This window comes from Allosediminivita pacifica (genome assembly GCF_003054175.1).
In the GTDB taxonomy this organism is placed as follows: domain Bacteria; phylum Pseudomonadota; class Alphaproteobacteria; order Rhodobacterales; family Rhodobacteraceae; genus Allosediminivita; species Allosediminivita pacifica.
Genome location: NZ_QBKN01000003.1, coordinates 206,433 through 229,597 on the forward strand (window position 1 = coordinate 206,433; position 23,165 = coordinate 229,597).

Here is a 23,165-nt window from a genome sequence, read left to right on the forward strand (position 1 = left end):
GAGTATTTGGACCAAGAAGAAGCAGGGGCGCAGATGGCGGTTGAACGGCACGTGATCCAACGGCTGGGGCACCAGGGCGACGGGATCGCGCCCGGGCCGGTCTTCGTGCCGGGGGTGCTGCCCGGCGAGGAGGTCGAGGGCGAGGTGACGGGCCAGCACATGGCCCGGCCTAAGATCCTTGCCCCGGTCGAGGCGCGCGTCTCGCCCCCCTGCCGTCACGCCAAAAGCTGCGGCGGCTGCCAGTTGCAGCACGCCGCGCCGGATTTTACCGCCACGTGGAAGACCGGGGTCATTGCCAGGGCGCTCGAGGCTCAGGGGCTCGACACTGATATCCGGCCCATCGTGACATCGCCGCCGCAGTCGCGACGGCGCGCCCGGTTCTCGGCGCGGCGCACCAAGAAGGGGGCGCTTGCGGGCTTCCACCAGAAGGCCTCGGACGTGATCGTCGCGGTGCCGGACTGCATCCTGGTCACCCCCGCGCTCGCCGCCGCCCTGCCCATGGTCGAGGAGTTGGCCGTGCTGGGCGCCAGCCGCAAGGGCGAGCTTTCGGTGCTGGTGACCGAGACGCTCGCGGGGCTCGACGTGCATGCCACGGGCGGTAAGCCGCTCGACGGCGATCTGCGCGTGGGTCTCGCCGCGCTGGGCGAAAAGCACGATCTTGCGCGGATTTCCTGGGAGGACGAGGCCCTGACCCGCCGTCCGCCGCATCTTGCCTTCGGCAATGCCACCGTGGTGCCGCCGCCGGGGGCCTTCCTGCAGCCCACGCAGGAGGGCGCCGACACGCTGGTCGACGGGATCGTCGAGGCGCTGGAGGGTGCAAAGGAGGTGGCCGATCTCTTTGCCGGCTGTGGCACCTTCGCCCTGCCGCTGGCGGGCACGCGCAACGTGCACGCGGTCGAGGGTGACCGCGCCATGACTGCCGCGCTGGACGAGGGCTGGCGCAAGGGTCGCGGCCTGCGCCGGGTGACGACCGAGACGCGGGACCTTTTCCGCAACCCGCTGCTGCCCGACGAGATGACCCGCTACGACGGCGTGGTCATCGACCCGCCCCGCGCCGGGGCCGAGGCGCAGGTGACCCAGATCGCCGCGGCGAAGATCCCGCGCGTGGCCCACGTGTCCTGCAACCCGGTCACCTTCGCCCGCGACTGCGCCACGCTGGTGGCGGCGGGCTACGCCCTCGAATGGGTGCAGCCCGTTGACCAGTTCCGCTGGTCCACCCATGTGGAATGCGTTGCAAGCCTGCGTCTCGGGGGACGGAAATGACCAAACGCGCGCGCCTCGCCCGGTTTATGGACCGGGCGGACGTCCAGAATGCCATCATCGCGGTGATCGTGGTCAACGCGGTCATCCTCGGGATGGAGACCTCCGACACCCTCATGGCCCGCTGGGGCACGCTGATCCGCGTGCTGGACATGGCCTGCCTCGCCATCTTCGTCGCCGAGCTGATCGCCAAGATGGTGGCCCACGGGACCCGCTTCTTCCGCAATGGCTGGAACGTCTTCGATTTCGTGATCGTCGGCATCTCGCTTGTGCCGGCAGGGCAGGGGATCTCGGTCCTGCGGGCGCTGCGGGTGCTGCGGGTCATGCGCGTGATCTCGGTCGCGCCGCGGCTGCGCCGCGTGGTCGAGGGGTTCATCACCGCGCTGCCGGGCATGGGCAGCGTGTTCCTGCTGATGGCGCTGATCTTCTACATCGGCGCGGTGATCGCGACCAAGCTCTTCTCCGACGCCTTTCCCGAATGGTTCGGCGATCTCGCCCGCTCGGCCTACACGCTCTTCCAGGTCATGACGCTGGAGAGCTGGTCCATGGGCATCGTCCGCCCGGTGATGGAGACCTACCCCCAGGCCTGGCTCTTCTTCGTGCCCTTCATCATGATCACCTCCTTCGCGGTGGTGAACCTGTTGGTCGGTCTCATCGTGAACTCCATGCAGGACGCCCACGAACGCGAGACCGGAGAAGCCACCGATGCCTACCGCGACGCGGTGCTCGCGCGGCTCGAGGCCATCGAAAAACGACTGGCCGAGGCCGAACGCACGAAGGATTGAAGTGTCGCGATGCCCCGTCCTGCGGTATGGTTCCCGAAAACGAGCAGAACCCAAAAATAAACGAGCAGGACAGTATGCGGGCACTCTTCTTTTGCCTGATCGCGGTGATGGGCCTTGCCCTTGCCGGGTGCGGCCACAACAAGTTCAAGACCTATAACGGCCCCGAGGTGACCCAGGTGTTGGTGAACAAGGGGGCGCGCCGGATGTACCTTCTGCACCACACCCGCGTGCTCGAGGCCTACGACATCGGGCTCGGCTTCGCGCCCGCGGGTCACAAGCAGATCGAAGGCGACGGGCGCACGCCCGAGGGCGACTACATCATCGACCGGCGCAATCCCGACAGCAAATTTCACCTCAGCATCGGGGTGTCCTATCCCAACCCATACGACCGTGCCTTTGCCGAGGCGCTCGAGAAGTCGCCCGGCGGCGACATCTTCATCCACGGGCGACCGCCGGAATACCGCAAGGGCGGGCGTGACTGGACCGCGGGCTGCATCGCCGTGACCGACCGCGAGATCGAGGAGATCTACGCGATGGTCCGCAACGGCACCCCGATCCGCATCACGCCCTGACCGGGATCAGGCGGGGCGCTCTCCGGGCGTCCCGCCCCCTGGCGTCGGCGACAGATCCGGTGCGCCGAGAACCATGGTCCACCAGATCTTGCCGTTGTTCTCCTGGTACCAGTCGAAGCCGAGATCGCGCGCGGAATCGTCGAGGATCACCTCGCGGATATTCTCGTCCTGCATCCAGGCGGTGAGCGTCTCCAGCTCGCTCTCGTAGGTTTCCGAGATTGCCTCGCCCACGAGCCGCCCCTGGTAACCGACACGCCGCACCCGGTCGATCGGCGAAGAGCCGTCCGAGCCGAAGTGCCACGGGCGGTTCTGGACCGACATGTCGCGCGAGTGCGTGGCCGCGGCCGCGTTGAGCTGGGCGTTCAGCTGCAGCGGAGGGTGACCGCCCGCCTGACGCAGCGCGTTCACCGAATCGAGCATCCGGTACTGCACGCGGCCTTCATCACCGATCCGGTAGACTTGGGGCAGCGGGCGGCCGTCGGGGCCGTAGCGCCGGGCCGGCGGTGGCGGTGGCGCGCAGGCCGCAAGCCCGCCCGCGGCTGTCGCGAGAAGAAAAAAGCGCCGTGTAAGTCTGTTGTCCATATCTGTCTTCCCGCTCCTATTCACCCGGACCGGCTTACCCCCTGCCGAGTGGCCGTTCAAACTCACAATCCCGCGCATCGGGCCGATGACGGGCCTTTGATTTGCGAATGCGGCATTCGCGCAATATTATCCAACCGTTGCATGCACAAATTGACGGGATTGTGAGATGACTCGGAAGGCACGACATCTTCTGGACAGACGCGCGTTTCTGGCCGGAACCGCGGCGACCCTCGGCACACCCGCTCTGGCGCAAAGCGTGACGGGGCAGGGCACGACGGAAGTGGAGGACGATATCTCCCAGATCGTGCGCCGGAACGTATCGAGCTTCCGCACGCTCGACTGGCAGCCGTACTTCGACAACCTGAACAAGGGCGCCATCCTCGTCGACATCGACTCGCGCGCGCTCCATTACTGGACCGAGGCGGCGGAGTACTACCTCTACCCGACCTCCGTGCCGCTGACCGAGGACCTGACGCGCCGCGGCCGGACCCGCGTGACGCTCAAGGACCCCGAGCCCGACTGGCGTCCGACGCCCTCCATGAAGCAGCGCAACCCCGAGTGGCCGGACTACGTCGGCCCCGGCCCGGACAACCCGCTCGGCACCCGCGCGCTGCACCTCAGCTGGACCTACTACCGGATCCACGGCACCCACGACACGCGCAAGATCGGTCGCCGTTCGTCGAATGGCTGCATCGGCCTCTACAACCAGCACATCGAAGAGCTTTACGAGATGGCAGAGGTCGGAACGCAGGTGTTGCTTATTTGACGACAGGGCAGAAAACGCCGATGCGGCGCGATCTTCCAGCAATTGCAATCGTCTGAATTTGCTGCTTAGTGAGAGATACGAGGTAAGTCTTGGGTGCCTGTCGTAAGGTCTATAACGGGCCACGCCGGGCTAACTGTCTGGAGGACACTATGAAGAAACTCGCTCTCGCCGCAGCCTTCGCAGGCGCCGCAACCACCGCAATGGCCGGCTCCTACGAAGCACCCGCAAAAGACTACGTGGTCATGGAGCCCGAAGTCGTCGTTGAAGAAACTCAGCAGAGCTCTTCCTCGGCCGGCATCCTGATCCCGCTGGTCCTGATCGCCGTCGTCGCTGCTGCTGCAAGCTGATCGACCGATCCACGGAAAAGAAAAAGGCGGTGCTTAGGCACCGCCTTTTTTTATGTGCCGAACGGGCCCGCCGCGCCTAGCGCAGCCAGCCGCCCAGGTTGTCGTCGATGACCTTGCACAGTGCCCCGATGTGGGCATCGTCGTCGTTGAGGCAGGGGATGTAGGTAAAGCGCTCGCCACCGGCCTCTTCGAAGCTCTCCTTGATCTCCTCGTTGATCTCTTCGAGCGTCTCGATGCAGTCGGCGCTGAAGGCCGGCGCACAGACCGCGATGTCGGTCTTGCCCTCTTCCTTGGCCAGCCGCGCGACCTCTTCCACCGTGTAGGGTTTCAGCCATTCCTCGGGGCCGAATCGGCTCTGGAACGTGGTCGTGATCTCGGTCTCTGACCAGCCCAGCCGCTCCTTCAGAAGCCGCGTCGTCTTCTGGCACTGGCAGTGGTAGGGATCACCCTCCATCAGGTAGCGATGCGGCAAGCCGTGGTAGGAACACACCAGCACGTCGGGCTTCTTGTCGAGCTTCCCGTAGGCGCGTTCCACCGACTGGGCCAGCGCCTCGATGTACATCGGCTCCGAGAAATACGGATCGACCACCCGCGCCGTGGGTTGCCACTTCTCCTTCTTCAGCGCGTCGAAGAACTTGTCGTTCGCCGTGGCCGAGGTCGCGCCCGCGTATTGCGGGTAGAGCGGGAAGAACAGGATCTTGTGGCATCCGGCCTCGACCATCTCGCGCACCTTGCTAGGCGTCGAGGGGTTGCCGTAGCGCATGCAGAAATCGACCATCACGTCGGGGCCGTACTGCGCCTCCATCGTCTCGCGGATCTTCGCGGTCTGCGCCTTGGTGATCGTCATCAGCGGGCTTTCGTCCGCCTCGTGGTTCCAGATCGACTTGTAGGCCGCGCCGCTCTTCGACGGGCGCGTGCTCAGGATCACCAGCTGCAACAGCGGCTGCCAGAGCCATGGCGAATAATCGATCACCCGCCGGTCGCTCAGGAACTCGCCCAGGTAGCGGCGCATTGACCAGTAATCGTAGTGATCCGGCGTGCCGAGGTTGGCCAACAGGATCCCCACCTTGGGGCGCGGCAGCTTCGGGTGGTCGGACGGGGCTTGCTCGGGTTTCACGGCAGGTTGGCTGGCGTCAAGCATCGGGTCCCATCCTCTGTTTCTGATACGCGCCTTACCTATCCTGCCCGCCCCGCGCGTCAATCTTTGAGCGGCGTCTCAGGCGTGTTCAGCGCTTCCGAAAGACGATGGGTCGCAGACCCGGGCCGCAGCGGCTGCGGCTGGCTTTCGTCCGGTGACCAGCCCGTCAGCGTGATGACCTCGAAGGTCGCCTCCACCTTGCCCTCGTCGGTGGCAAAGCCCTCTTGGTAAAGCTCCGCCGCCCGGATCAGCACCGACCGCCGCGTCGGCCGCCGCAGCCGCGCCTGCAGCGCATTGCCCTCGCCCATGGCCCGCAGGTCCCGCATCAGGTGCAGCGCGCTGTCGTAATGCACCCGCAGCGGAAAGGAATCCGCCACCGGCAGCGCAAGCCCCGCCCGCTGCAGCAGCGCGCCCAGATCGCGGATCTCGGCCATCGGCGCCACGCGGGGCGAAATCCCCCCTGTGATCTCGGCCTCCGCCGACCCCAATGCCGCGCGCAGCTCGTGCAGCGTCTGTCCGCCCAGCGACACCGCCAGCATCAGTCCGTCCGGCTGCATCGCTCGGCGGCACTGGACAAGCTGCCCGATCGGATCGTCCGCCCAGTGCAGCCCCATGGCGTGGATCACCAGGTCATGCGCACCGGGCTGCAGGTCCAGCACCGGCGTATCCTCGACCACTCGCGCGCCGGGCAGAAAACCCTGCCACAGGTCCGGGAAAGGCGTCACGATGGCGGGCTTGGTTAACTGCCGCGTAACCATCTCGAGTCGATCCTGAACCTCCTCCCGCGCGGTTTCGTGGAGGAAGAATTCACTGGCCTTCGCCCGGTGGCGGGCAAGGGCGGCACGGTCGGTCAGATGCGGGGTCTCGGACATGAGGGGCAGATAGGATGGGCGTGACCCGGATGCAAACGCTGGTGCGGATGATCTACCCGCCGCGGTGCCTGTCCTGCGGTGGCATGGTGGAAAGCGATTTCGCCCTTTGCCCCGATTGCTGGCGCGACACGCCCTTTGTTTCCGGTCTCGGCTGCGATGCCTGCGACGCGCCGCTGCCCGGAACCTCCGACCGTGCCGAGCTCTGCGACGATTGCCTGACCAACGCCCGTCCTTGGGCGCAGGGCCGTGCCGCGCTGCTCTACCGCGACCGGGGCCGCGAACTCGCGATGGCGCTCAAGCACGCCGACCGCCACGACATCGCGACCCCCGCCGCGCAGTGGATGGCCCGCCGCCTGATGCCCATCCGGCGCGAGAACTGGCTGGTGGTCCCCGTCCCGCTGCATTTCGGCCGCCACCTGCGCCGCCGCTACAACCAGGCCGCGCTGCTGGCCCGCCCGCTCGCCCGCATCCTCGACGTGGGCTACTGTCCTGACGCGCTCTGTCGTCCGAAACCTACCCCGCAGCTTAAGGGCAAGGACCGCGAGGAACGCTTCGCGGCCCTCGAAGGCTCGCTCAAGGTCACCCCGTCACGGCGCGAATTCCTCGAAGACCGCCCCGTCCTGCTGGTCGACGACGTGATGACCTCCGGCGCCACCCTCGCCGCCGGGGCCGAGGCCTGTCTCGCCGCCGGAGCGACCGAGGTCTGCGTCGCGGTGCTGGCACGCGTTGCCAAGGCTTCCTAAATCAGGGACAAACCCCGAAAGGAGCCGACCATGCAAAAAGTCGAGATCTACACCACCCCCATCTGCGGGTTCTGCCACGCCGCCAAGCGCCTGCTCAGCCAGAAGGGCGTCGCATTCACCGAGATCGACGTCATGCGTGACCAGTCCCGCAAGTCCGAGATGATGGACCGGGCCGCCGGCCGCCACACCGTGCCGCAGATCTTCGTCGGCGACACCCACGTCGGTGGTTGCGACGAGCTCTATGCCCTCGACCGCGATGGCAAGCTCGACCCGCTGCTCGCCGGCTGATGCGCGCGGCGCTGCTTCAGCTCACCTCGGGCGATGACCCGCGGGCCAACCTCGACACTGTCTTGCCAATGCTGCGCGACGCGGCGGATCAGGGCGCGCAGATCGCCCTGACGCCCGAGGTCACCAACTGCGTCTCGCTGGACCGCGCCCACCAGAGAACCGTGCTGGAATACGAGGAAGACGACATCTTCCTCACGACCCTGAAGTCCGAGGCCGCGCGCCTCGGGCTCTGGGTGCTCGCGGGTTCCCTCGCGCTGAGGGCCGAACCGCCGGAAACCCGCTTCGTGAACCGCTCGATCCTCATCGACGACGCGGGCAACGTCGCCGCGCGCTACGACAAGATGCACATGTTCGACGTCGAGGTGAGCGAGACCGAGACCTTCCGCGAATCCTCGGGCTACGCCCCCGGCGACCGCGCTGTCACCGCACGCACGCCCTTCGGCACGCTCGGCATGACGGTCTGCTACGACCTGCGCTTCCCCTATCTCTACCGGGCGCTGGCGCAGGCCGGCGCGCAGGTGCTCTGCGTGCCCTCGGCCTTTTCGCCCGGCACGGGGCCGTGGCACTGGCAACCGCTTCTTCAGGCCCGCGCGATCGAAACCGGCTGCTACGTCCTCGCCCTCGCCCAGACCGGCACCCACCCGGCGCAGCGGGGCCGCACGCGCAAGACCTACGGCCACAGCCTCGTCGTGTCGCCCTGGGGCGAGGTGCTGCTCGATGCCGGGACCGACCCGGGCCTGCACGTCATCGACCTCGACCTGACCCGCGTCGACGAAGCCCGCCGCAAGGTGCCCGCGCTCACCCACGACCGCAGCTTCACGGGGCCGGCATGAGCGACGCCGGCGCGCTTGCCATCACCCTCTTCGGCGAACTTCTGACCGCCGACCAGCTCCTGCGTGCCCGCCTCACCCGTGTCATGCCCAACCGGATGGAAATCTCGCATTTCTCCGTCCTGAACCACCTCGCGCGCGGCGGCGAAAAGACCCCCGCCCAACTGGCCCGCGCCTTCCACGTCACACGCGGCGCCATGACCAACACGCTGGGCAAGCTGGAAATCGCGGGCTACGTGCACGTCCGCCCCGACTGGGACGACGCCCGCCGCAAGCTCGTCTCGATCAGCCCCGCCGGCCAGTCCGCCCGCGAGGCGGCGCTCGCCGCCATCACCCCCGTAGTGACCGAGCTCATGGACGAACTGGGCGAAACAAAGGTCCGCGCCGCGCTGCCGGTCCTGCGCGAACTGCGTGTCAAGCTCGAGCGCGACGTCTGAACAGGCGCAGCCCGCCCCCGCTTCTTCTTGGCTCAAATACTCCCGGGGTGAATGGCCCCGCAGGGGCCAGAGGGGCAGCGCCCCTGCGCGCCGTCCGGGGCCCGGCACAGCGCCCCGTTTCCCCCGCGACAGGCCCGCTCAGCCCGACCTGATCCCCCCGGTTCCCGGCCGCTTGTCAAACTCATGTGATGGAAACCTCACCGGCACATGGCGTTCCAGCCCTACAGAATTGACACCGAGAGGTTCGAGATGAGCAACGAGATCAAGACGGTGAACCCCGCCACCGAAGAAACCATCACGACCTATGACCAGATGGACGAAAACCAGGCCTTCGACGCGATCGAGGCCTGCCACGCCGCCTTCGACCAATGGCGGCTGAAAAGCACTCAGGAACGTGCCGAGATCATCCGTGGCGTGGGCCAGGCCCTGCGCGACAACAAGGAAGAGTTCGCGCAACTGATGACGCAGGAGGTCGGCAAGCTGATCGGCGACAGCCGTGACGAGGTCGAACTTTGCGCCTCGATCTGCGACTTCACCGCCGAAAACGGCCCCTCCGAACTGGCCGACGAGGAACGCGACATCCCCGGCGGCACCGGCGTCGTGACCTACGCCCCCGTGGGCGTGATCTACGGCATCCAGCCCTGGAACTTCCCCAGCTATCAGGCCGTGCGCTACACCATCGCCAACCTGATGGCCGGCAACGGCGTCCTGCTCAAGCACGCCGAGAACTGCACCGGCAGCGGCCTCTTCCTCAAGAAGGTGCTGGAAGCCGGCGGTCTGCCCAAGGACCTCTTCACCGTGCTGGTCATCGACCACGACACGTCCGACAAGATCATCGGCCACAAGCTGGTGCGCGGCGTGACCATGACCGGCAGCGACAAGGCCGGCGCCATCATCGCACAGAAGGCCGCCGAGCATCTCAAGAAATCCGTGCTCGAGCTCGGCTCCAACGATGCCTACATCGTGCTCGACGACGCCGATCTTGACGTGGCTGTCGATGCCTGCGTGCAGGGCCGGATGTACAACAACGGCCAGACTTGCGTGAACGCCAAGCGCTTCGTCGTGACCGACAAGAACTACGACGAGTTCGTCAATCGCTACGTCGAGAAGGTGAAGGCCATCGAGTTGGGCGATCCGACCGACGACAACACCAAGCTCGGCCCCATGTCCCGCACCGACCTGCGCGATGACCTGCACCAGCAGGTTCAGGACAGCGTGGCCAACGGCGCCCGCGTTCTCGCTGGCGGTGAAGTGCCGGACAAGCCCGGCGCCTGGTACCCGGCCACCGTCCTCGTCGACGTGAAGCCCGGCCAGCCCGCCTATGACGACGAGCTCTTCGGCCCGGTCGCCTCGATCATCCGTGCCAAGGATGACGAAGACGCCATGCGCATCGCCAACGACAGCCGCTACGGCCTCGGCGGCGGTATCTTCTCCAAGGACGAGAAGCGCGCCCGCGAACTGGCGTCCAGGCACTTCGACACCGGCATGGTCTCGGTCAACGGCTTCAACATCGCGATCCCCAACATGCCCTTCGGCGGCGTGAAGGACTCCGGCTACGGCCGCGAACACGGCGGCTTCGGCATGAAGGAGTTCGTGAACATCAAGTCGGTCTACATCTCCGAAGCGGCGTAAGCCCCGGATCCTCGACCAACGAAAAAGGCGGGCCCCGGCCCGCCTTTTTTGCATCCATGACCCGGGCGGCCCCTAAGCCCGCGGCGCCAGCGCGGCCGTCACGTAGTTCACGCTCAGGTCCCGGTCGCTGATCTTCCAGCCCCAGGTCACCGGGTTGAACACGAAGCCCTTGCGGTCCACCGGCTCCAGCCCCGCCTTCGACAGCAATTCGTAAAGCTCGTCCGGCGTGATGAACTTCGACCATTCGTGTGTGCCCTTGGGCAGCCAGCGCATCACGTACTCCGCCCCCACGATCGCCATGCCGAAGCTCTTGGCATTGCGGTTGATGGTGGAACACAGGTGCAGCCCCCCGGGATTCAGCAGCGCGCGGCAGGCCGACAGGTAGGCCAGCGGGTCCGACACGTGCTCGACCACCTCCATGTTCAGCACCACGTCGAACCCCTCGCCCGCCTCGGCCAGCGCCTCGGCCGTGGTGTGGCGATAGTCGATCTCGAGCCCCGACTGCGCCGCATGGGTCTGCGCCACGGGAATGTTGCCCGCCGCCGCGTCCACGCCCACCACCTCGGCCCCGAGCCGCGCCATGGGCTCGCACAGCAGCCCCCCGCCGCAGCCGATGTCGACGATCCGGAGTCCGGCAAAGGGCGCCTCGCCCGACAGATCCCGGTCGAACTCTCCCGCGATCTGCGTGGTGATGTAGTCCAGCCGGCAGGGCTGCAGCATGTGCAGCGGCTTGAACTTGCCCTCCGGGTCCCACCATTCGGCCGCCATTGCCTCGAACTTGGCGATTTCCGCGGGGTCGACGGTAACGGTCATGGCAATCTCCCATGGTCTTTTGCCTGTCTGGCGCAATATATGTAGGCCATGGACAAATACCCGAGCCAAAAGCGCGCAGTGCAGTATCTCTATCCCGCCATCGACCCGTTCGACACCCGAATGATCGAGGTGGGCGACGGGCATACCATCTACGTGGAGCAATGCGGCAACCCGCAGGGCATCCCGGTCATCGTCCTGCACGGGGGGCCCGGCGGCGGCTGCAGCCCTGCCATGCGCCGCTACTTCGATCCCAAGGTCTACCGCACGGTGCTGTTCGACCAGCGCGGCTGCGGGCGCTCGCGGCCCCACGCCAGCGTCGAGGCCAATACCACCTGGCACCTGGTCTCCGACATCGAGCGCATCCGCACGGATCTGGACATCGACAAGGCCGTGGTCTTCGGCGGCAGCTGGGGGGCCACGCTCTCGCTCATCTACGCGATTTCCCACCCCGAGGCGGTCTCGCACCTCGTCCTGCGCGGCGTCTTCATGATGACCCAGGCCGAGCTCGACTGGTTCTACGGCGGCGGCGCGGGGCAGTTCTGGCCCGAACCCTGGGCCCGCTTCAGCGATCTCATCCCCAAGGACGAGCGCGGCGACATGATCGCTGCCTACCATCAACGGCTCTTCTCCGGCGACCACCAGACCGAGACCCGATACGCCCGCGCCTGGAGCGGCTGGGAAAATGCGCTCGCCTCGGTCTACTCATCGGGGCAAGGGGGCGAGGCGCCGGGCGAATACGCCCGCGCCTTCGCCCGGCTGGAAAACCACTACTTCACCAACCGCGGCTTCCTCGAACACGACGGCTGGATCCTCGACAACGCCCAGGTGCTGAAAGGCATCCCTGGCGTCATCGTCCAGGGCCGCTACGACATGATCTGCCCGCCCGTCCGCGCGTGGGAGCTTGCCCGCGCCTGGCCCGACTGCGACCTGCGGATGATCCGCAACGCCGGACACGCCCTGTCCGAACCCGGCATCAGTGCCGAACTCGTGCGCGTCATGGACGGGATTGCCGAAAGCTTCGCCTAGAAGCGACCCGGGGATCTTCCATAAGCGACACGAATGTCGGAAATAAGACACAGCCTCTTTACATGGTGTGTTCCGGGCGTCAGGTTGCGCGCAACAACAACAAAATCCACAGGGCACCTTGAACGCTGTTCTCAAGATCATCCTCCAGCGTCTCGCGCTGGGCGTACTGACGCTTTTCATCGTCTCGATCGTGATCTTCCTGGCAGTGAACATGCTGCCGGGCGATTTCGCCGAGGCGATCCTTGGTCAGGGCGCCACGCCCGAGGCGGTCGCCGCCATCCGACGTGACCTTGGCCTCGACCAGCCTCTGGTCGTACGCTACTGGGACTGGCTCTCCGGGGTGCTGCAAGGCGACCTGGGCAATTCCTTCGCGCAGGCGAACTTCTCGGCCTTCGTCGGCTCCGAAAGCGGCGGCAATGCCGGCGTCGCGCAGCAGATCGCCCCCCGCTTTGCCAATACCATGTTCCTCGCGGGCGTCACCGCCTGCATCGCGGTCCCGCTGGCAGTGGGCCTCGGGGTGCTCGCGGCGCTCTACCGCAACTCTGCCTTCGACAAGGCGGCGAACGTCTTCACGCTCAGCTCGATCTCCAGCCCGGAATTCTTCCTGGCCTACGTGCTGATCCTGTTTCTCGCCGTGCTGAACCCGATGTTGCCGTCGCTGTCGAACATCTATCCCGACATGGGCATCGCCGAACGCCTGCAGAAGACGCTGCTGCCCGCGCTGACGCTGACACTGGTGGTGACCGCGCACATGATGCGCATGACCCGCGCCGCGATCATCAACCTGTTGGCCAGCCCCTACATCGAGATGGCGCGCCTCAAGGGGGTGAAGCCCCTGCGCATCATTACGCACCACGCGCTGCCCAACGCGCTCGCGCCGATCATCAACGTGATCGCGCTGAACCTCGCCTATCTCATCACCGGCGTTGTCGTGGTCGAGGTGGTCTTCGTCTACCCGGGCATCGGCCAGCTCTTCGTGGACAGCGTGAAAATCCGTGACATCCCCGTGGTGCAGGCCTGCTGCCTGATCTTTGCGGCCGCCTACATCCTTCTGAACCTGCTGGCCGACATCCTGTCGATCCTCTCCAACCCGAGGCTGAGGCACAAGCGATGACCGCACTGCTCTACATCCTTGCCGCCCTCGTCATCCTGCTGGCGCTGGGCTGGCTTGCCCGCTTTGTGGGCCAGAAGGCCACTGGCAACAAACCCCTCTTCCGGGACATGCCGCTGGCGGTGGCCTTCGGCTACGTGCTGGGCGCGGCCATCGTGATCGCGGGCATCTGGTACTACTTCCAGCCCGTCACCACCGAACAGGGCACACCGGACGCGGGCGTGACCTTCTTCCACTGGGCGGTGCACGGCTTCATCCTTGCGGCCATCGCGGCCTTCCTCTTCCGCCTGCTCGGGCGCCACGTGGGCACCGCCGGCTCGAAGAAGCTCTTCCGCCACATGCCGCTCACCGCGGCCTTCGGTATCCTCGTGATCATCCTCTACGCCTTCACCGCGATTTTCGCGGGCGTGCTGGCCCCCTATGGCCAGGAAGAGGTCTTCGCCCAGGTCAACGCCCTGCCCGGCGGCGATGCGTCTGTCGGCGGCAATCCCGATCACCCGCTTGGCACCGACCAGATCGGCCGCGATCTCATGAGCCGCCTGATCTATGGCGCGCAGAACACCGTGGGCATCGCCTTCGCGACCACGCTCATCGCCTTCCTGCTGGGCGGCTCTCTCGGGTTCCTCGCGGCGACCATCCAGGGCTGGCTCGACCAGGTCCTGTCGCGCGTCGTCGACGTTCTCATGGCGATCCCCAGCCTGATCTTCGCGCTGCTCCTGATGACCATCGCCAGCGCCTGGGCGGGCTCGCAGCAATGGCTGCTGACCGTCTACATGGTCGTCATCATCGCCGTCATCGACAGCACGCGGGTCTTCCGGCTGGCGCGCGCCGTCGGCATGAACATCGTCGTCATGGACTACATCGAGGCCGCCAAGCTGCGCGGCGAGGGGCTCGGCTACCTCATCTTCCGCGAGATCCTGCCAAACGCCACCGCGCCGCTGCTCGCGGAATTCGGGCTGCGCTTCTGCTTCGTCTTCCTGACGATCGCGGCGCTGTCCTTCCTTGGCGTGGGCATTCAGCCGCCGCTGGCGGACTGGGGTACCATGGTCCGCGACCTCGCGCAGTTCATCAACTTCGCGGCCTTCAGCCCGCTCACCGCGGCCCTGCCGATCATGGCGGCGGGGGCCATCGCGCTCCTGACCGTCGCGGTGAACTTCGTGGTGGACTGGATGCTGCAAAAATCCTCGGGGCTGAAGGAATGACCGACAGCGACAAGGGCCAGCCTCTCGTCGAGATCCGCGACCTCCGCATCGAAGGCCGCAGCGACGAGGACTGGAATCCCATCATCAAGGGCGTCGACCTCACCCTCCACAAGGGCGAGGTCCTCGGCCTCATCGGCGAAAGCGGCGCGGGCAAGTCCACGCTCGGCCTCGCCGCCATGGGTTTTGCCCGCGACGGCGTGCGCATCTCCGGCGGTTCGGTCATGTTCGACGGCATCGACCTGCTCGCCGCCAGCGCCGAGACCAAGCGCAAGCTGGTGGGCAAGCGGATCGCGTACGTGGCGCAGTCCGCCGCCGCCAGCTTCAATCCCGCGCACAAACTTATCGACCAGCACGCCGAGGCGCCGATCAACCACGGCACCGCCACCAAGGCCGAGGCCGAGCAAGACGGGATGGAGCTCTACCGCCGCCTGCGCCTGCCCAACCCGGACGAGATCGGCTTCCGCTACCCGCACCAGGTCTCCGGCGGCCAGCTGCAGCGCGCCATGACCGCCATGGCCATGTCCTGCCGGCCCGACCTCATCATCTTCGACGAACCGACCACCGCGCTCGACGTCACCACCCAGATCGAGGTGCTCGCCGCCATCCGCGACGTGGTCGAACAGTTCGGCACCGCCGCCATCTACATCACCCACGACCTTGCCGTGGTTGCCCAGATGGCCGACCGCATCAAGGTCCTGCTCCGCGGTGAGGAAGTCGAGGAGAACGAGACCCGCGAGATGCTCTCCAATCCCAAGGAAGAGTACACCCGCAGCCTCTGGGCCGTGCGCAGCTTCGAGCGCCCCGAAAAGCCGCCGGTGCCGACCGACGCCACGCCCGTCGTATCGGTCCAGAACGTCACCGCCGCCTACGGCAAGGTGCAGGTCCTGCACGACGTCAGCTTCGACATCCACGCCGGGCGCACCGTCGCCGTCGTGGGCGAAAGCGGCTCGGGCAAGTCGACCACCGCCCGCGTCATCACCGGCCTCCTGCCGCCCAAGGCCGGGCAGGTTGAACTCGACGGTCAGATCCTGCCCCCTGACTACCGCAAGCGCAGCAAGGAACAGCTGCGGCAGGTCCAGATGATCTACCAGATGGCCGACACCGCGCTGAACCCGCGCAAGACCATCGGCGAAATCATCGGCCGCCCGGTGCAGTTCTACATGGGCCTCACCGGCCGCAAGAAGCGCGACCGCGTGGCCGACCTGCTCGACCAGATCGAGCTTCCGGCAGAAACCTACCTCGACCGCCTGCCGTCCGAGCTTTCGGGCGGCCAGAAGCAGCGCATCGGCATCGCCCGTGCGCTTGCCGCCGAGCCCAAGTTCATCATCTGCGACGAGGTCACCAGCGCGCTCGACCAGCTCGTGGCCGAGGGCATCCTGCGGCTTCTTGCCCGCCTTCAGGACGAGTTGAACCTCGCCTACATGTTCATCACCCACGACCTTGCCACGGTGAAGGCCATCGCCGACGAGGTCGTCGTGATGAAGGACGGCGAGGTGATGGAACAGGGCTCCAAGGCGCAGATGTTCACGCCGCCGCACCATCCCTACACCGACCTTCTGCTCAGCTCGGTGCCAGAGATGGACCCGGACTGGCTCACCAACCTTCTGGCCGAACGCGGACGTGACAACATCGGCGATGCGGCTTCGGATAAGATAGACTGAGAATCGCAGGCGGGAGGGATGCCCGCCAACGACCAATAAATAGGGAGACTTCAATGACTCGCATTTCCAGACGCGGACTTCTGACCACCGGCGCCGCAGCCGGTGTCCTCGCCGCCAGCGGCCTGCCGCTCCGCGCCCAGGCCAAGCGCGGCGGCCGCCTCCGGGTGGGCCTCGCGGGCGCCAACAGCTCCGACAGCTGGGATGGCCGCACGCACTCCGACACCTTCATGATCTCGGCCGGCCAGGGCGCCGTCTTCGACACGCTGACCGAGAATGCCGCCGACGGCTCGCTCCGGGGCGAGCTCGCAACCGATTGGGAGGCCTCGCCCGACGCCAAGACCTGGACCTTCAACCTGCGCCAGGGCGTCACCTTCCACAACGGCAAGAGCTTCGGCGCCGACGACGTGATCGAAAGCCTCCAGCTCCACGTCGCCGAGGGCTCCAAGTCCGCCGCCCAGCCCATCGTCTCCTCCATCACCGAGATGAAGAAGACCGGCGACCACCAGGTCCAGTTCACGCTGGCCGAGGGCAACGCCGACTTCCCCTACCTGATGTCGGACTACCACCTGCTGATGTACCCGGCCGGCCAGATCGAGGAAGCCATCGCCAACGGTATCGGCACCGGCATGTACAAGGTCCAGAGCTTCGAGCCCGGCGTGCGCTTCGTGGGCACCCGCGTGGACAGCCACTACAAGGACGGCGAAGCCGGCTGGTTCGACGAGCTCGAGTTCATCGCGATCAACGACACCACCGCCCGCATGAACGCGCTGATGACCAACCAGGTCGACGCCATCAACCGCATCGACTTCAAGACGGAATCGCTGCTCAAGGCGAACCCGCAGATCCGCATCCAGGAAGTGACGGGCAACCAGCACTACACCTTCCCGATGCTGACCAACGTGGCGCCCTTCAACGACGTCAACGTGCGCCGCGCGCTCAAGTACGGCATCAACCGCCAGGAACTCGTCGACAAGATCCTGCTGGGCCATGGCCAGGTCGCCAACGACACCCCCATCGGCCCCGCCAACCAGTACTACTTCGAGAACATGGAACAGCTCGCCTACGATCCCGATCAGGCGAAGTACCACCTCAAGCAGGCCGGTCTCGACAGCCTCGACATCGACCTCTCGGCCTCCAACGCGGCCTTCGCCGGCGCGGTCGACGCGGCGCAGCTCTTCCAGGCCTCGGCCAAGGCGGGCGGCATCAACATCAACGTGGTGCAGGAACCGGCGGACGGCTACTGGTCCAACGTCTGGCTCAAGAAACCCTTCTGCGCCAGCTACTGGTCCGGCCGCGCCACCGAAGACTGGATGTTCTCGTCGGCCTACGAGGCCGGCGCCCCCTGGAACGACAGCCAGTGGGACGCGGACGACAGCGCCCGCTTCCAGAACCTGCTGATCGAGGCCCGCGCCGAGCTCGACTCCGACAAGCGCCGCGAGATGTACCACGAGATGCAGCAGATCCTGCGCGACGACGGCGGCGTGCTGGTGCCCATGTTCGCCAACTTCGTCGAGGCGATGAACACCAAGGTCCAGACCCCCGACGTGATCGGCAACCTCTGGCAGATGGACAACTCCCGCTTCGCCGAACGCTGGTGGATGTCCTGATTCCCGCCTGAAGGTCCCACATCACAAGCGCCCCGCCGGAAACGGCGGGGCGTTTTCTTTTGGGCCGCGACCCCGGGAAGGCGAATCCGCCGAACCGCCTCGGGCCGGTCTCTCCTCAAAGGTGGCTGTCTCATCCGTTGGGAAGGGTTTCGCGCAGCACGTCGATGAAGCCACGCAAACCGGCTGGCAAATGGCGCCGCCCGGGATAGTAAAGACACAAGCCCGGTCCGGCAGGGCACCATTGTTCGAGAACCAGCTCGAGCTGGCCATTCCCAAGCGCCGCGCGCGCCGCAATTTCCGGGACATAGGCGATCCCCATCCCCGACGCGGCGGCTTCGACCATCAGTCCGACATGGTCCAACGTCAGAACGCCGGGCACGTCGATGCTGAGCCGTTCGTCCTCGGTTTCGAATTCCCAGGAATAGGCGGCACCGCTCGGCATGCGGTGGCGGATGCACCTGTGGTGCGCCAGGGCGGCTGGCTCCACGGGGGCGGGATGGGTCGCAAGATAGTCCGGCGACGCGACCGCGACGAAGCGCTCGGGCCCGCCGAAGGGCACCGCGATCATATCCAGCGGCACCGCGTCGCGGAAACGCACGCCCGCGTCAAAGCCCTGGGCGACGATGTCGACAAAGCGACCCTCGCTGGAAAGATCCAGCTGCATGCGGGGGTGGCGCTGGAGGAAGGTCGGCACGACATGTTGCATCAGCAGACGCACGACACTCTCGGACGCGTTGATCCGCAGCAATCCGGAGGGGCCGCCTTGCCGCTCCGCGAGATCATCGAAGATCGTCTCCAGGTCCCCCATCACGGGTTTGACGCGCGCCAGAAGCTCCGCGCCCTGCTCGGTGAGCGATACGCTGCGTGTGGTGCGATGAAACAGTCGCATCTCCAACCGCTCTTCCAGCACCCGAACCGTATGGCTGAGCGCCGAGCGTGACACGCCCAACTCATCGGCCGCGCGGCTGAAGCTGCAGTGCCGGGCAAGCGTGGCAAAGGCGGTGAGGTCGGAAAGTGGCGGGACTACTGTCAAATTCTTCTCACCAATGCATGCGATATGTTGAGGATACCGGATCAATCCGTTCGGCGCCAAGTAGGAAGGACGACGACAAAAGGAGTTTTCCATTGACCAAGACATGGTTCATCACTGGCGCCGCACGGGGATTTGGCCGTCTCCTGACCGAAAAGCTGCTGGCGCGCGGGGACAAGGTTTTCGCAACGGTGCGTCGCGAAGGTTCGCTGACATTGGAGCACCCGAACCTGCGTGTGCTGCACATGGATTTGACAGACCCGGCCTCGATCCGTGGCAGCATCGACGCAGCTTTTCGTGAAGGTCGGATCGACGTCATCATCGCAAATGCCGGCTACGGGCTTTTCGGCGCCGCCGAGGAACTGAGCGACGCGGCCATTTCCCGCCAGATTGCGACAAACCTGACCGGTGCAATCGATCTCGTGCGTGCAGCCCTGCCGCATCTGCGGGGTCAACAGGGCGGGCGCTTTTTGCAGGTCTCCTCCGAAGGGGGCCAGTTGGCCTATCCCGGCTTCAGCCTCTATCACGCGACGAAATGGGGCATCGAGGGCTTCATCGAAGCTGTCGCGCAGGAAGTCGCGGGCTTCGGGATCGAGATGACACTGATCGAGCCCGGGCCCACCGCCACGGAGTTCGCCACATCGGTCGATATGGCGCAGACCATACCCGCCTACGAGGAAAGTAACGTGGGCGCCGTACGTCGCGACCTGCGCGCGATTGCCGAGGGAGGCACGGGCGACAGCTTCGCCGGACTCGCCGATGCCGGGCGCAGCGTGGACGCGATGATCGCCCTCGCCGAGCAGCAGGAGCTACCGCGCAGGCTGGTCCTGGGCAGCACGGCTTTCGACAATATCGGTGCCACGCTCAGGGCCCGTTTGTCGGAACTGAAGGCGCAGCGGGATGTACCGCTGGCCGCCGACTGAGAATGGGGCGGGCGAAGCTGGAACGGGCGCAAATGCTTGGGCTTCGTGCGCCCCACCGTGTGTTCCTGCCGCTCGTGTCACGCGAGGGTTTGTCCAGGCGGGCTCTAGCTGGATATCTGCCAGACACCTGACACGGCGCCTTGGCGGTAGGGCACGACCGCCCGTTTCCTCACGCCCCGGTCAGCATGGCGCGCTTCGGGCTTAGTATGCGCAACAGATCCCCTCCCCCTGTCAGGGGGAGGGCCAGGGAGGGGGCGTCCAGGGGGTGTGGACGAGTCGGAAGCCGCGCTGAAACGCCCCTCGCGCGGAGAGCGCAACACATCCCCTCTCCCCTTGGGGGAGAGGGCCAGAGTGAAAGAGCTGAAACGCCCCTCCCGTGGGACATTCCTAAGAAACGGCAAATTCGTCTCTGTAACCCATTGATTTATATACGTCCGAAAAATGTCCCACCGTGGGACACCCTCAGAGCACGTAGCGGCTGAGGTCCGTCGAGCGGGTCAGCTCGCCCAGGTGATGCTCCACGAAATCGGCATCCACCACGACCTTCTCCCCGGTCTTGTCGGGCGCCGTGAAGCTCAGCTCCTCGAAGACCCGCTCCATGACCGTATAAAGCCGCCGGGCCCCGATATTCTCCACCGACTGGTTCACGTCGGCGGCGATCTTGGCCAGCGCCGCGATGCCTTCTTCAGTGAATTCCACGGTGACCTGCTCGGTCTCCATCAGGGCGGTATATTGCCGGGTCAGGGCGTTGTCCGTCTCGGTCAGAATTCGCACGAAGTCCTGCTCGGACAGGGCCGAGAGGTTCACCCGGATCGGCAGCCGCCCCTGCAACTCGGGCAGCAGGTCCGAGGGTTTGGCGATGTGGAAGGCGCCCGAGGCGATGAAGAGGATGTGGTCGGTCTTCACCGCGCCATGCTTGGTCGAGACGGTGGTGCCCTCGATCAGCGGCAGCAGGTCGCGCTGCACCCCCTCGCGGCTCACGTCGCCGCCGCGGGCGTCCGAGCGGGCCGTGACCTTGTCGATTTCGTCGAGGAAGACGATCCCGTTCTGCTCGACCGAGGTCAGCGCCGCCTGCTTGACCTGCTCGTCGTCCAGCAGCTTGTCGGCCTCTTCCTGGATCAGGATCTCGTAGCTCTCGGAGACCTTCATCCGCTTGCGGGTGGTCTTGCCGCCGAAGGCTTTCCCGAAGATGTCGCCGAGGTTCATCATCCCCATCTGGCCGCCGCCGGGCTGGCCGGGGATCTCCATCCCCTGGAACGGGTTCTGGTTCTCGCTCACGTCGAGCTCGATCTCGGTGTCGTCCAGCTCGCCGTTCCGCAGCTTCTTGCGGAACATCTCGCGCGTGCCCTCGCGGGCGTCGGACCCGGCGATGGCGGCGATGACCCGGTCCTCGGCCGCCTGGTGGGCCGAGGCCTTCACGTCCTCGCGCATCTGTTCGCGGGTCTGGGCGATGGCAGCGTCGACAAGATCACGCACGATCTGCTCCACGTCGCGGCCCACGTAGCCCACCTCGGTGAACTTGGTGGCCTCGACCTTGATGAAGGGCGCGCGGGCGAGCTTGGCCAGGCGGCGCGAGATCTCGGTCTTGCCGACGCCGGTGGGGCCGATCATCAGGATGTTCTTGGGATAGACCTCGTCGCGGAGGTCGTCCGACAGCTGCTTGCGCCGCCAACGGTTGCGCAGCGCCACGGCCACGGCGCGCTTGGCGTCCGCCTGCCCGATGATGAAGCGGTCGAGCTCGGAGACGATTTCGCGGGGGGTGAGATCGGTCATGAAGTGTCCTTGAGAATGACGGGAGCCGGAGGGACGGGCGCTCAGCCCTTGATCCGCTCGACCGTCAGGTTTCCGTTGGTGAAGACGCAGATGCCCGAGGCGATCTCCATCGCGCGGCGGGCGACGGCTTCGGCGTCGCGGTCGCTGTCCATCATGGCCCGGGCGGCGGCGAGGGCGTAGTTGCCGCCCGATCCGATGGCGGCGATGTCGTCCTCGGGTTCGAGCACGTCGCCGGCGCCGGTTATGACGTAGAGATCGCGGCCGTCGGTGACGATCAGCATGGCCTCGAGCTTCTGGAGGTACTTGTCGGTGCGCCAGTCCTTGGCGAGCTCGACGCAGGCGCGCTGAAGCTGGCCGGGAGTGGCTTCGAGCTTGGTTTCCAGCCTCTCGAGCAGGGCGAAGGCGTCGGCGGTGGAGCCGGCGAAGCCGCAGACGACGTCATAGCCGCCGGGCGAGATGCGCCGCACCTTGCGGGCGCTGCCCTTGATGACGGTGTTGCCGAGGCTCACCTGCCCGTCGCCGGCCACGACCACTTCGCCGCCCTTGCGGACGCCGACGATGGTGGTGCCATGCCAGCCGGGAAACTCCTGTTCGGACATGTTGTTCTTCCTTTCCGTGCTGCGGGCCATATGGGGGTATGGGGAGGGCGGCGCAAGCCGACGCCGCGGGTGTCCCGGGCCGGGACATTTTTCAGTCCTTTAGAAATCAATAGGTTAGTCTGTGCGGTTTACCGCTTCTTAAGAATGTCCCGGATTGGGCGGCGCCGGAGTGCCGCGGGTCCAGGGTGCAACCTCTGCCCTGCGCGGGCCGTTCCGTGACCGGAACGATGGAGATTGAAATGGACGAAAAGACGCTCAATTCGCTGCGCGGTGCGATCGCGGAATGGGAGGCCGAGACCTTCCATCTGCCCGAGGTCTGGGGCGAGACATGGGACGACCTGCCCATCGGCGAGAAGGTCAAGACCGGCAATGCCTTCCTGCGGGCCGTACGCGATGGACGCGTGCCCGAGGCCGAGGATACCGGGCGCAAGGCCGGTGGCGGGAGGATCTACCGGAAGGTGCAGTAGCGCCAAGCTGGGCCGCCTATGTCGAAGCGGTCATCCGGCGCGAGGGTCCAGAGTGTGGGAGATGGCTATTCTCGTGGCAATGAGGTCGAGCCGGGCATGGCAGCCGCGCGCGGTGGCGATCCGGACCGATGATCCCCTTGGTTTATCTCCGCAAATCCGGATGACCTCGACACGAGGGGCCTAGCGTCACCAGATCGCCGCCGCGTGGGGGCGCGGCTGCGATGCGCGGCGGGGCTGACGCCCCTTGATTCCGCGCCGGGGGCTTCGCTTTCGGTCGGTAATTGGCCCGAGCCGGACCGTCATTGCGGATGGCCTGAGCGGCGGCACAGCGGACTTTGCTACCCTCCGGGCCATGCCCTGACAGGCCCGGAACAAGGGGCTTCAGCCCCGCCGGGCCAGCGCCGGACCGTCCGGGCGGTCTGGCGCTTTGGCAATTGCAGGGCATCGTTCAGAGGTCATCCGGGCTTGGCCGAGATAAAGCGCGGACCTCAGAGGGCGCGGCGCCAAACCACGGTCCGGCGCTGGCCCGGCGTCGGTCGCACGAGTATCAAGGGAGAGATGGGCTCATTGCGGACCTTCTCTGCGAATGGCCCGAGTCGCGGCACTGCGGGACAAAGGGTGCATTCGCTGCGGATGCGCAGATGGCTGCTTCAGGTTTGGCGCACCGATAGGACATTGCAGCAGGTCGCGCCGGTTAGTCC

General features: G+C 66.2%; 24 protein-coding genes. 17 read left to right on the forward strand and 7 right to left on the reverse strand.

Features of this window, described 5'->3' with window-relative positions:
• The first annotated feature begins 33 nt into the window (after positions 1 to 33).
• From C8N44_RS03765 to C8N44_RS03775, 3 genes are all read left to right on the forward strand, one after another.
• Positions 34 to 1,263 (forward strand): class I SAM-dependent RNA methyltransferase, encoded by a 1,230-nt coding sequence (locus C8N44_RS03765; protein WP_107974830.1) that lies wholly within the window; start codon positions 34 to 36, stop codon positions 1,261 to 1,263.
• Complete coding sequence (locus C8N44_RS03770; RefSeq protein WP_107974831.1) at positions 1,260 to 2,045, forward strand: ion transporter; 786 nt, start codon at positions 1,260 to 1,262, stop codon at positions 2,043 to 2,045. Before C8N44_RS03765 ends, C8N44_RS03770 begins: the two co-directional genes overlap by 4 nt.
• Positions 2,046 to 2,119: 74 nt before the next feature.
• Complete coding sequence (locus tag C8N44_RS03775; protein ID WP_107974865.1) at positions 2,120 to 2,617, forward strand: L,D-transpeptidase family protein; 498 nt, start codon at positions 2,120 to 2,122, stop codon at positions 2,615 to 2,617.
• Positions 2,618 to 2,623: 6 nt separating this feature from the next.
• Here the strand turns inward: C8N44_RS03775 and dalA are convergent, their stop codons facing one another.
• Positions 2,624 to 3,199, reverse strand: a complete 576-nt coding sequence (gene dalA / locus C8N44_RS03780; RefSeq protein WP_107974832.1) for a divisome-associated lipoprotein DalA — start codon at positions 3,197 to 3,199, stop codon at positions 2,624 to 2,626.
• A gap of 166 nt (positions 3,200 to 3,365) precedes the next feature.
• On the opposite strand from dalA, the gene C8N44_RS03785 reads away from it, so the two are divergent.
• Positions 3,366 to 3,965 carry a L,D-transpeptidase gene (locus tag C8N44_RS03785; RefSeq protein WP_107974833.1) on the forward strand — a complete coding sequence of 200 codons (600 nt, stop codon included), beginning with the start codon at positions 3,366 to 3,368 and terminating at the stop codon, positions 3,963 to 3,965.
• Between the two features lie 149 nt (positions 3,966 to 4,114).
• Complete coding sequence (locus C8N44_RS03790) at positions 4,115 to 4,312, forward strand: ferrochelatase (protein WP_107974834.1); 198 nt, start codon at positions 4,115 to 4,117, stop codon at positions 4,310 to 4,312.
• A gap of 76 nt (positions 4,313 to 4,388) precedes the next feature.
• Here the strand turns inward: C8N44_RS03790 and hemH are convergent, their stop codons facing one another.
• Positions 4,389 to 5,453 carry a ferrochelatase gene (hemH, locus tag C8N44_RS03795; RefSeq protein WP_107974835.1) on the reverse strand — a complete coding sequence of 355 codons (1,065 nt, stop codon included), beginning with the start codon at positions 5,451 to 5,453 and terminating at the stop codon, positions 4,389 to 4,391.
• 56 nt (positions 5,454 to 5,509) lie between these two features.
• Positions 5,510 to 6,322, reverse strand: a complete 813-nt coding sequence (locus C8N44_RS03800; protein WP_107974836.1) for a methyltransferase domain-containing protein — start codon at positions 6,320 to 6,322, stop codon at positions 5,510 to 5,512.
• A 29-nt stretch (positions 6,323 to 6,351) separates the two neighbouring features.
• Between C8N44_RS03800 and C8N44_RS03805 the strand changes: the two genes are divergently transcribed.
• The 5 genes from C8N44_RS03805 to C8N44_RS03825 all read left to right on the forward strand — a co-directional run bounded on the left by C8N44_RS03805 (position 6,352) and on the right by C8N44_RS03825 (position 10,252).
• Positions 6,352 to 7,065, forward strand: a complete 714-nt coding sequence (locus tag C8N44_RS03805) for a ComF family protein (RefSeq protein WP_425352930.1) — start codon at positions 6,352 to 6,354, stop codon at positions 7,063 to 7,065.
• A 30-nt stretch (positions 7,066 to 7,095) separates the two neighbouring features.
• Positions 7,096 to 7,353, forward strand: coding sequence for a glutaredoxin 3 (grxC, locus tag C8N44_RS03810; protein ID WP_107974838.1), 258 nt, complete (start codon positions 7,096 to 7,098; stop codon positions 7,351 to 7,353).
• Positions 7,353 to 8,186: a carbon-nitrogen hydrolase family protein gene (locus C8N44_RS03815; RefSeq protein WP_107974839.1), complete on the forward strand. Its 834-nt coding sequence runs from the start codon at positions 7,353 to 7,355 to the stop codon at positions 8,184 to 8,186. The genes grxC and C8N44_RS03815 overlap by 1 nt, the downstream gene beginning before the upstream one ends.
• Positions 8,183 to 8,620 (forward strand): MarR family winged helix-turn-helix transcriptional regulator, encoded by a 438-nt coding sequence (locus C8N44_RS03820; RefSeq protein ID WP_107974840.1) that lies wholly within the window; start codon positions 8,183 to 8,185, stop codon positions 8,618 to 8,620. The genes C8N44_RS03815 and C8N44_RS03820 overlap by 4 nt, the downstream gene beginning before the upstream one ends.
• Positions 8,621 to 8,869: 249 nt before the next feature.
• Positions 8,870 to 10,252, forward strand: a complete 1,383-nt coding sequence (locus C8N44_RS03825; RefSeq protein WP_107974866.1) for an NAD-dependent succinate-semialdehyde dehydrogenase — start codon at positions 8,870 to 8,872, stop codon at positions 10,250 to 10,252.
• A 72-nt stretch (positions 10,253 to 10,324) separates the two neighbouring features.
• Here C8N44_RS03825 and ubiG read toward each other — a convergent pair whose 3' ends face one another.
• Positions 10,325 to 11,065, reverse strand: a complete 741-nt coding sequence (gene ubiG / locus C8N44_RS03830) for a bifunctional 2-polyprenyl-6-hydroxyphenol methylase/3-demethylubiquinol 3-O-methyltransferase UbiG (protein WP_107974841.1) — start codon at positions 11,063 to 11,065, stop codon at positions 10,325 to 10,327.
• Between the two features lie 48 nt (positions 11,066 to 11,113).
• Between ubiG and pip the strand changes: the two genes are divergently transcribed.
• The 5 genes from pip (at position 11,114) to C8N44_RS03855 (ending at position 17,672) form a co-directional block, all read left to right on the forward strand.
• Positions 11,114 to 12,091 (forward strand): prolyl aminopeptidase, encoded by a 978-nt coding sequence (gene pip, locus C8N44_RS03835; RefSeq protein WP_107974842.1) that lies wholly within the window; start codon positions 11,114 to 11,116, stop codon positions 12,089 to 12,091.
• Between the two features lie 118 nt (positions 12,092 to 12,209).
• Complete coding sequence (locus tag C8N44_RS03840; protein WP_107974843.1) at positions 12,210 to 13,205, forward strand: ABC transporter permease; 996 nt, start codon at positions 12,210 to 12,212, stop codon at positions 13,203 to 13,205.
• Positions 13,202 to 14,404 carry an ABC transporter permease gene (locus C8N44_RS03845; RefSeq protein ID WP_188758622.1) on the forward strand — a complete coding sequence of 401 codons (1,203 nt, stop codon included), beginning with the start codon at positions 13,202 to 13,204 and terminating at the stop codon, positions 14,402 to 14,404. Before C8N44_RS03840 ends, C8N44_RS03845 begins: the two co-directional genes overlap by 4 nt.
• Complete coding sequence (locus C8N44_RS03850) at positions 14,401 to 16,065, forward strand: ABC transporter ATP-binding protein (protein WP_107974844.1); 1,665 nt, start codon at positions 14,401 to 14,403, stop codon at positions 16,063 to 16,065. Before C8N44_RS03845 ends, C8N44_RS03850 begins: the two co-directional genes overlap by 4 nt.
• 53 nt (positions 16,066 to 16,118) lie before the next feature.
• Complete coding sequence (locus C8N44_RS03855; protein WP_107974845.1) at positions 16,119 to 17,672, forward strand: ABC transporter substrate-binding protein; 1,554 nt, start codon at positions 16,119 to 16,121, stop codon at positions 17,670 to 17,672.
• 130 nt (positions 17,673 to 17,802) lie between these two features.
• Here C8N44_RS03855 and C8N44_RS03860 read toward each other — a convergent pair whose 3' ends face one another.
• Complete coding sequence (locus C8N44_RS03860; protein WP_107974846.1) at positions 17,803 to 18,798, reverse strand: LysR family transcriptional regulator; 996 nt, start codon at positions 18,796 to 18,798, stop codon at positions 17,803 to 17,805.
• Between C8N44_RS03860 and C8N44_RS03865 the strand changes: the two genes are divergently transcribed.
• Complete coding sequence (locus C8N44_RS03865) at positions 18,798 to 19,625, forward strand: SDR family oxidoreductase (protein ID WP_107974847.1); 828 nt, start codon at positions 18,798 to 18,800, stop codon at positions 19,623 to 19,625. The genes C8N44_RS03860 and C8N44_RS03865 overlap by 1 nt on opposite strands.
• A 462-nt stretch (positions 19,626 to 20,087) precedes the next feature.
• On the opposite strand, the gene hslU is transcribed toward C8N44_RS03865, so the two are convergent.
• Both hslU and hslV read right to left on the reverse strand, forming a co-directional pair.
• Positions 20,088 to 21,398 carry an ATP-dependent protease ATPase subunit HslU gene (gene hslU, locus C8N44_RS03870; protein ID WP_107974848.1) on the reverse strand — a complete coding sequence of 437 codons (1,311 nt, stop codon included), beginning with the start codon at positions 21,396 to 21,398 and terminating at the stop codon, positions 20,088 to 20,090.
• 41 nt (positions 21,399 to 21,439) lie between these two features.
• The gene (gene hslV, locus C8N44_RS03875; protein WP_107974849.1) at positions 21,440 to 21,997 is read right to left on the reverse strand and encodes an ATP-dependent protease subunit HslV; all 558 of its coding nucleotides are present in this window, start codon (positions 21,995 to 21,997) and stop codon (positions 21,440 to 21,442) included.
• A 239-nt stretch (positions 21,998 to 22,236) separates the two neighbouring features.
• On the opposite strand from hslV, the gene C8N44_RS03880 reads away from it, so the two are divergent.
• Entirely contained in the window at positions 22,237 to 22,464 is a 228-nt protein-coding gene (locus C8N44_RS03880) for a DUF1413 domain-containing protein (RefSeq protein ID WP_107974868.1), read from the forward strand.
• Positions 22,465 to 23,165: the final 701 nt, after the last annotated feature.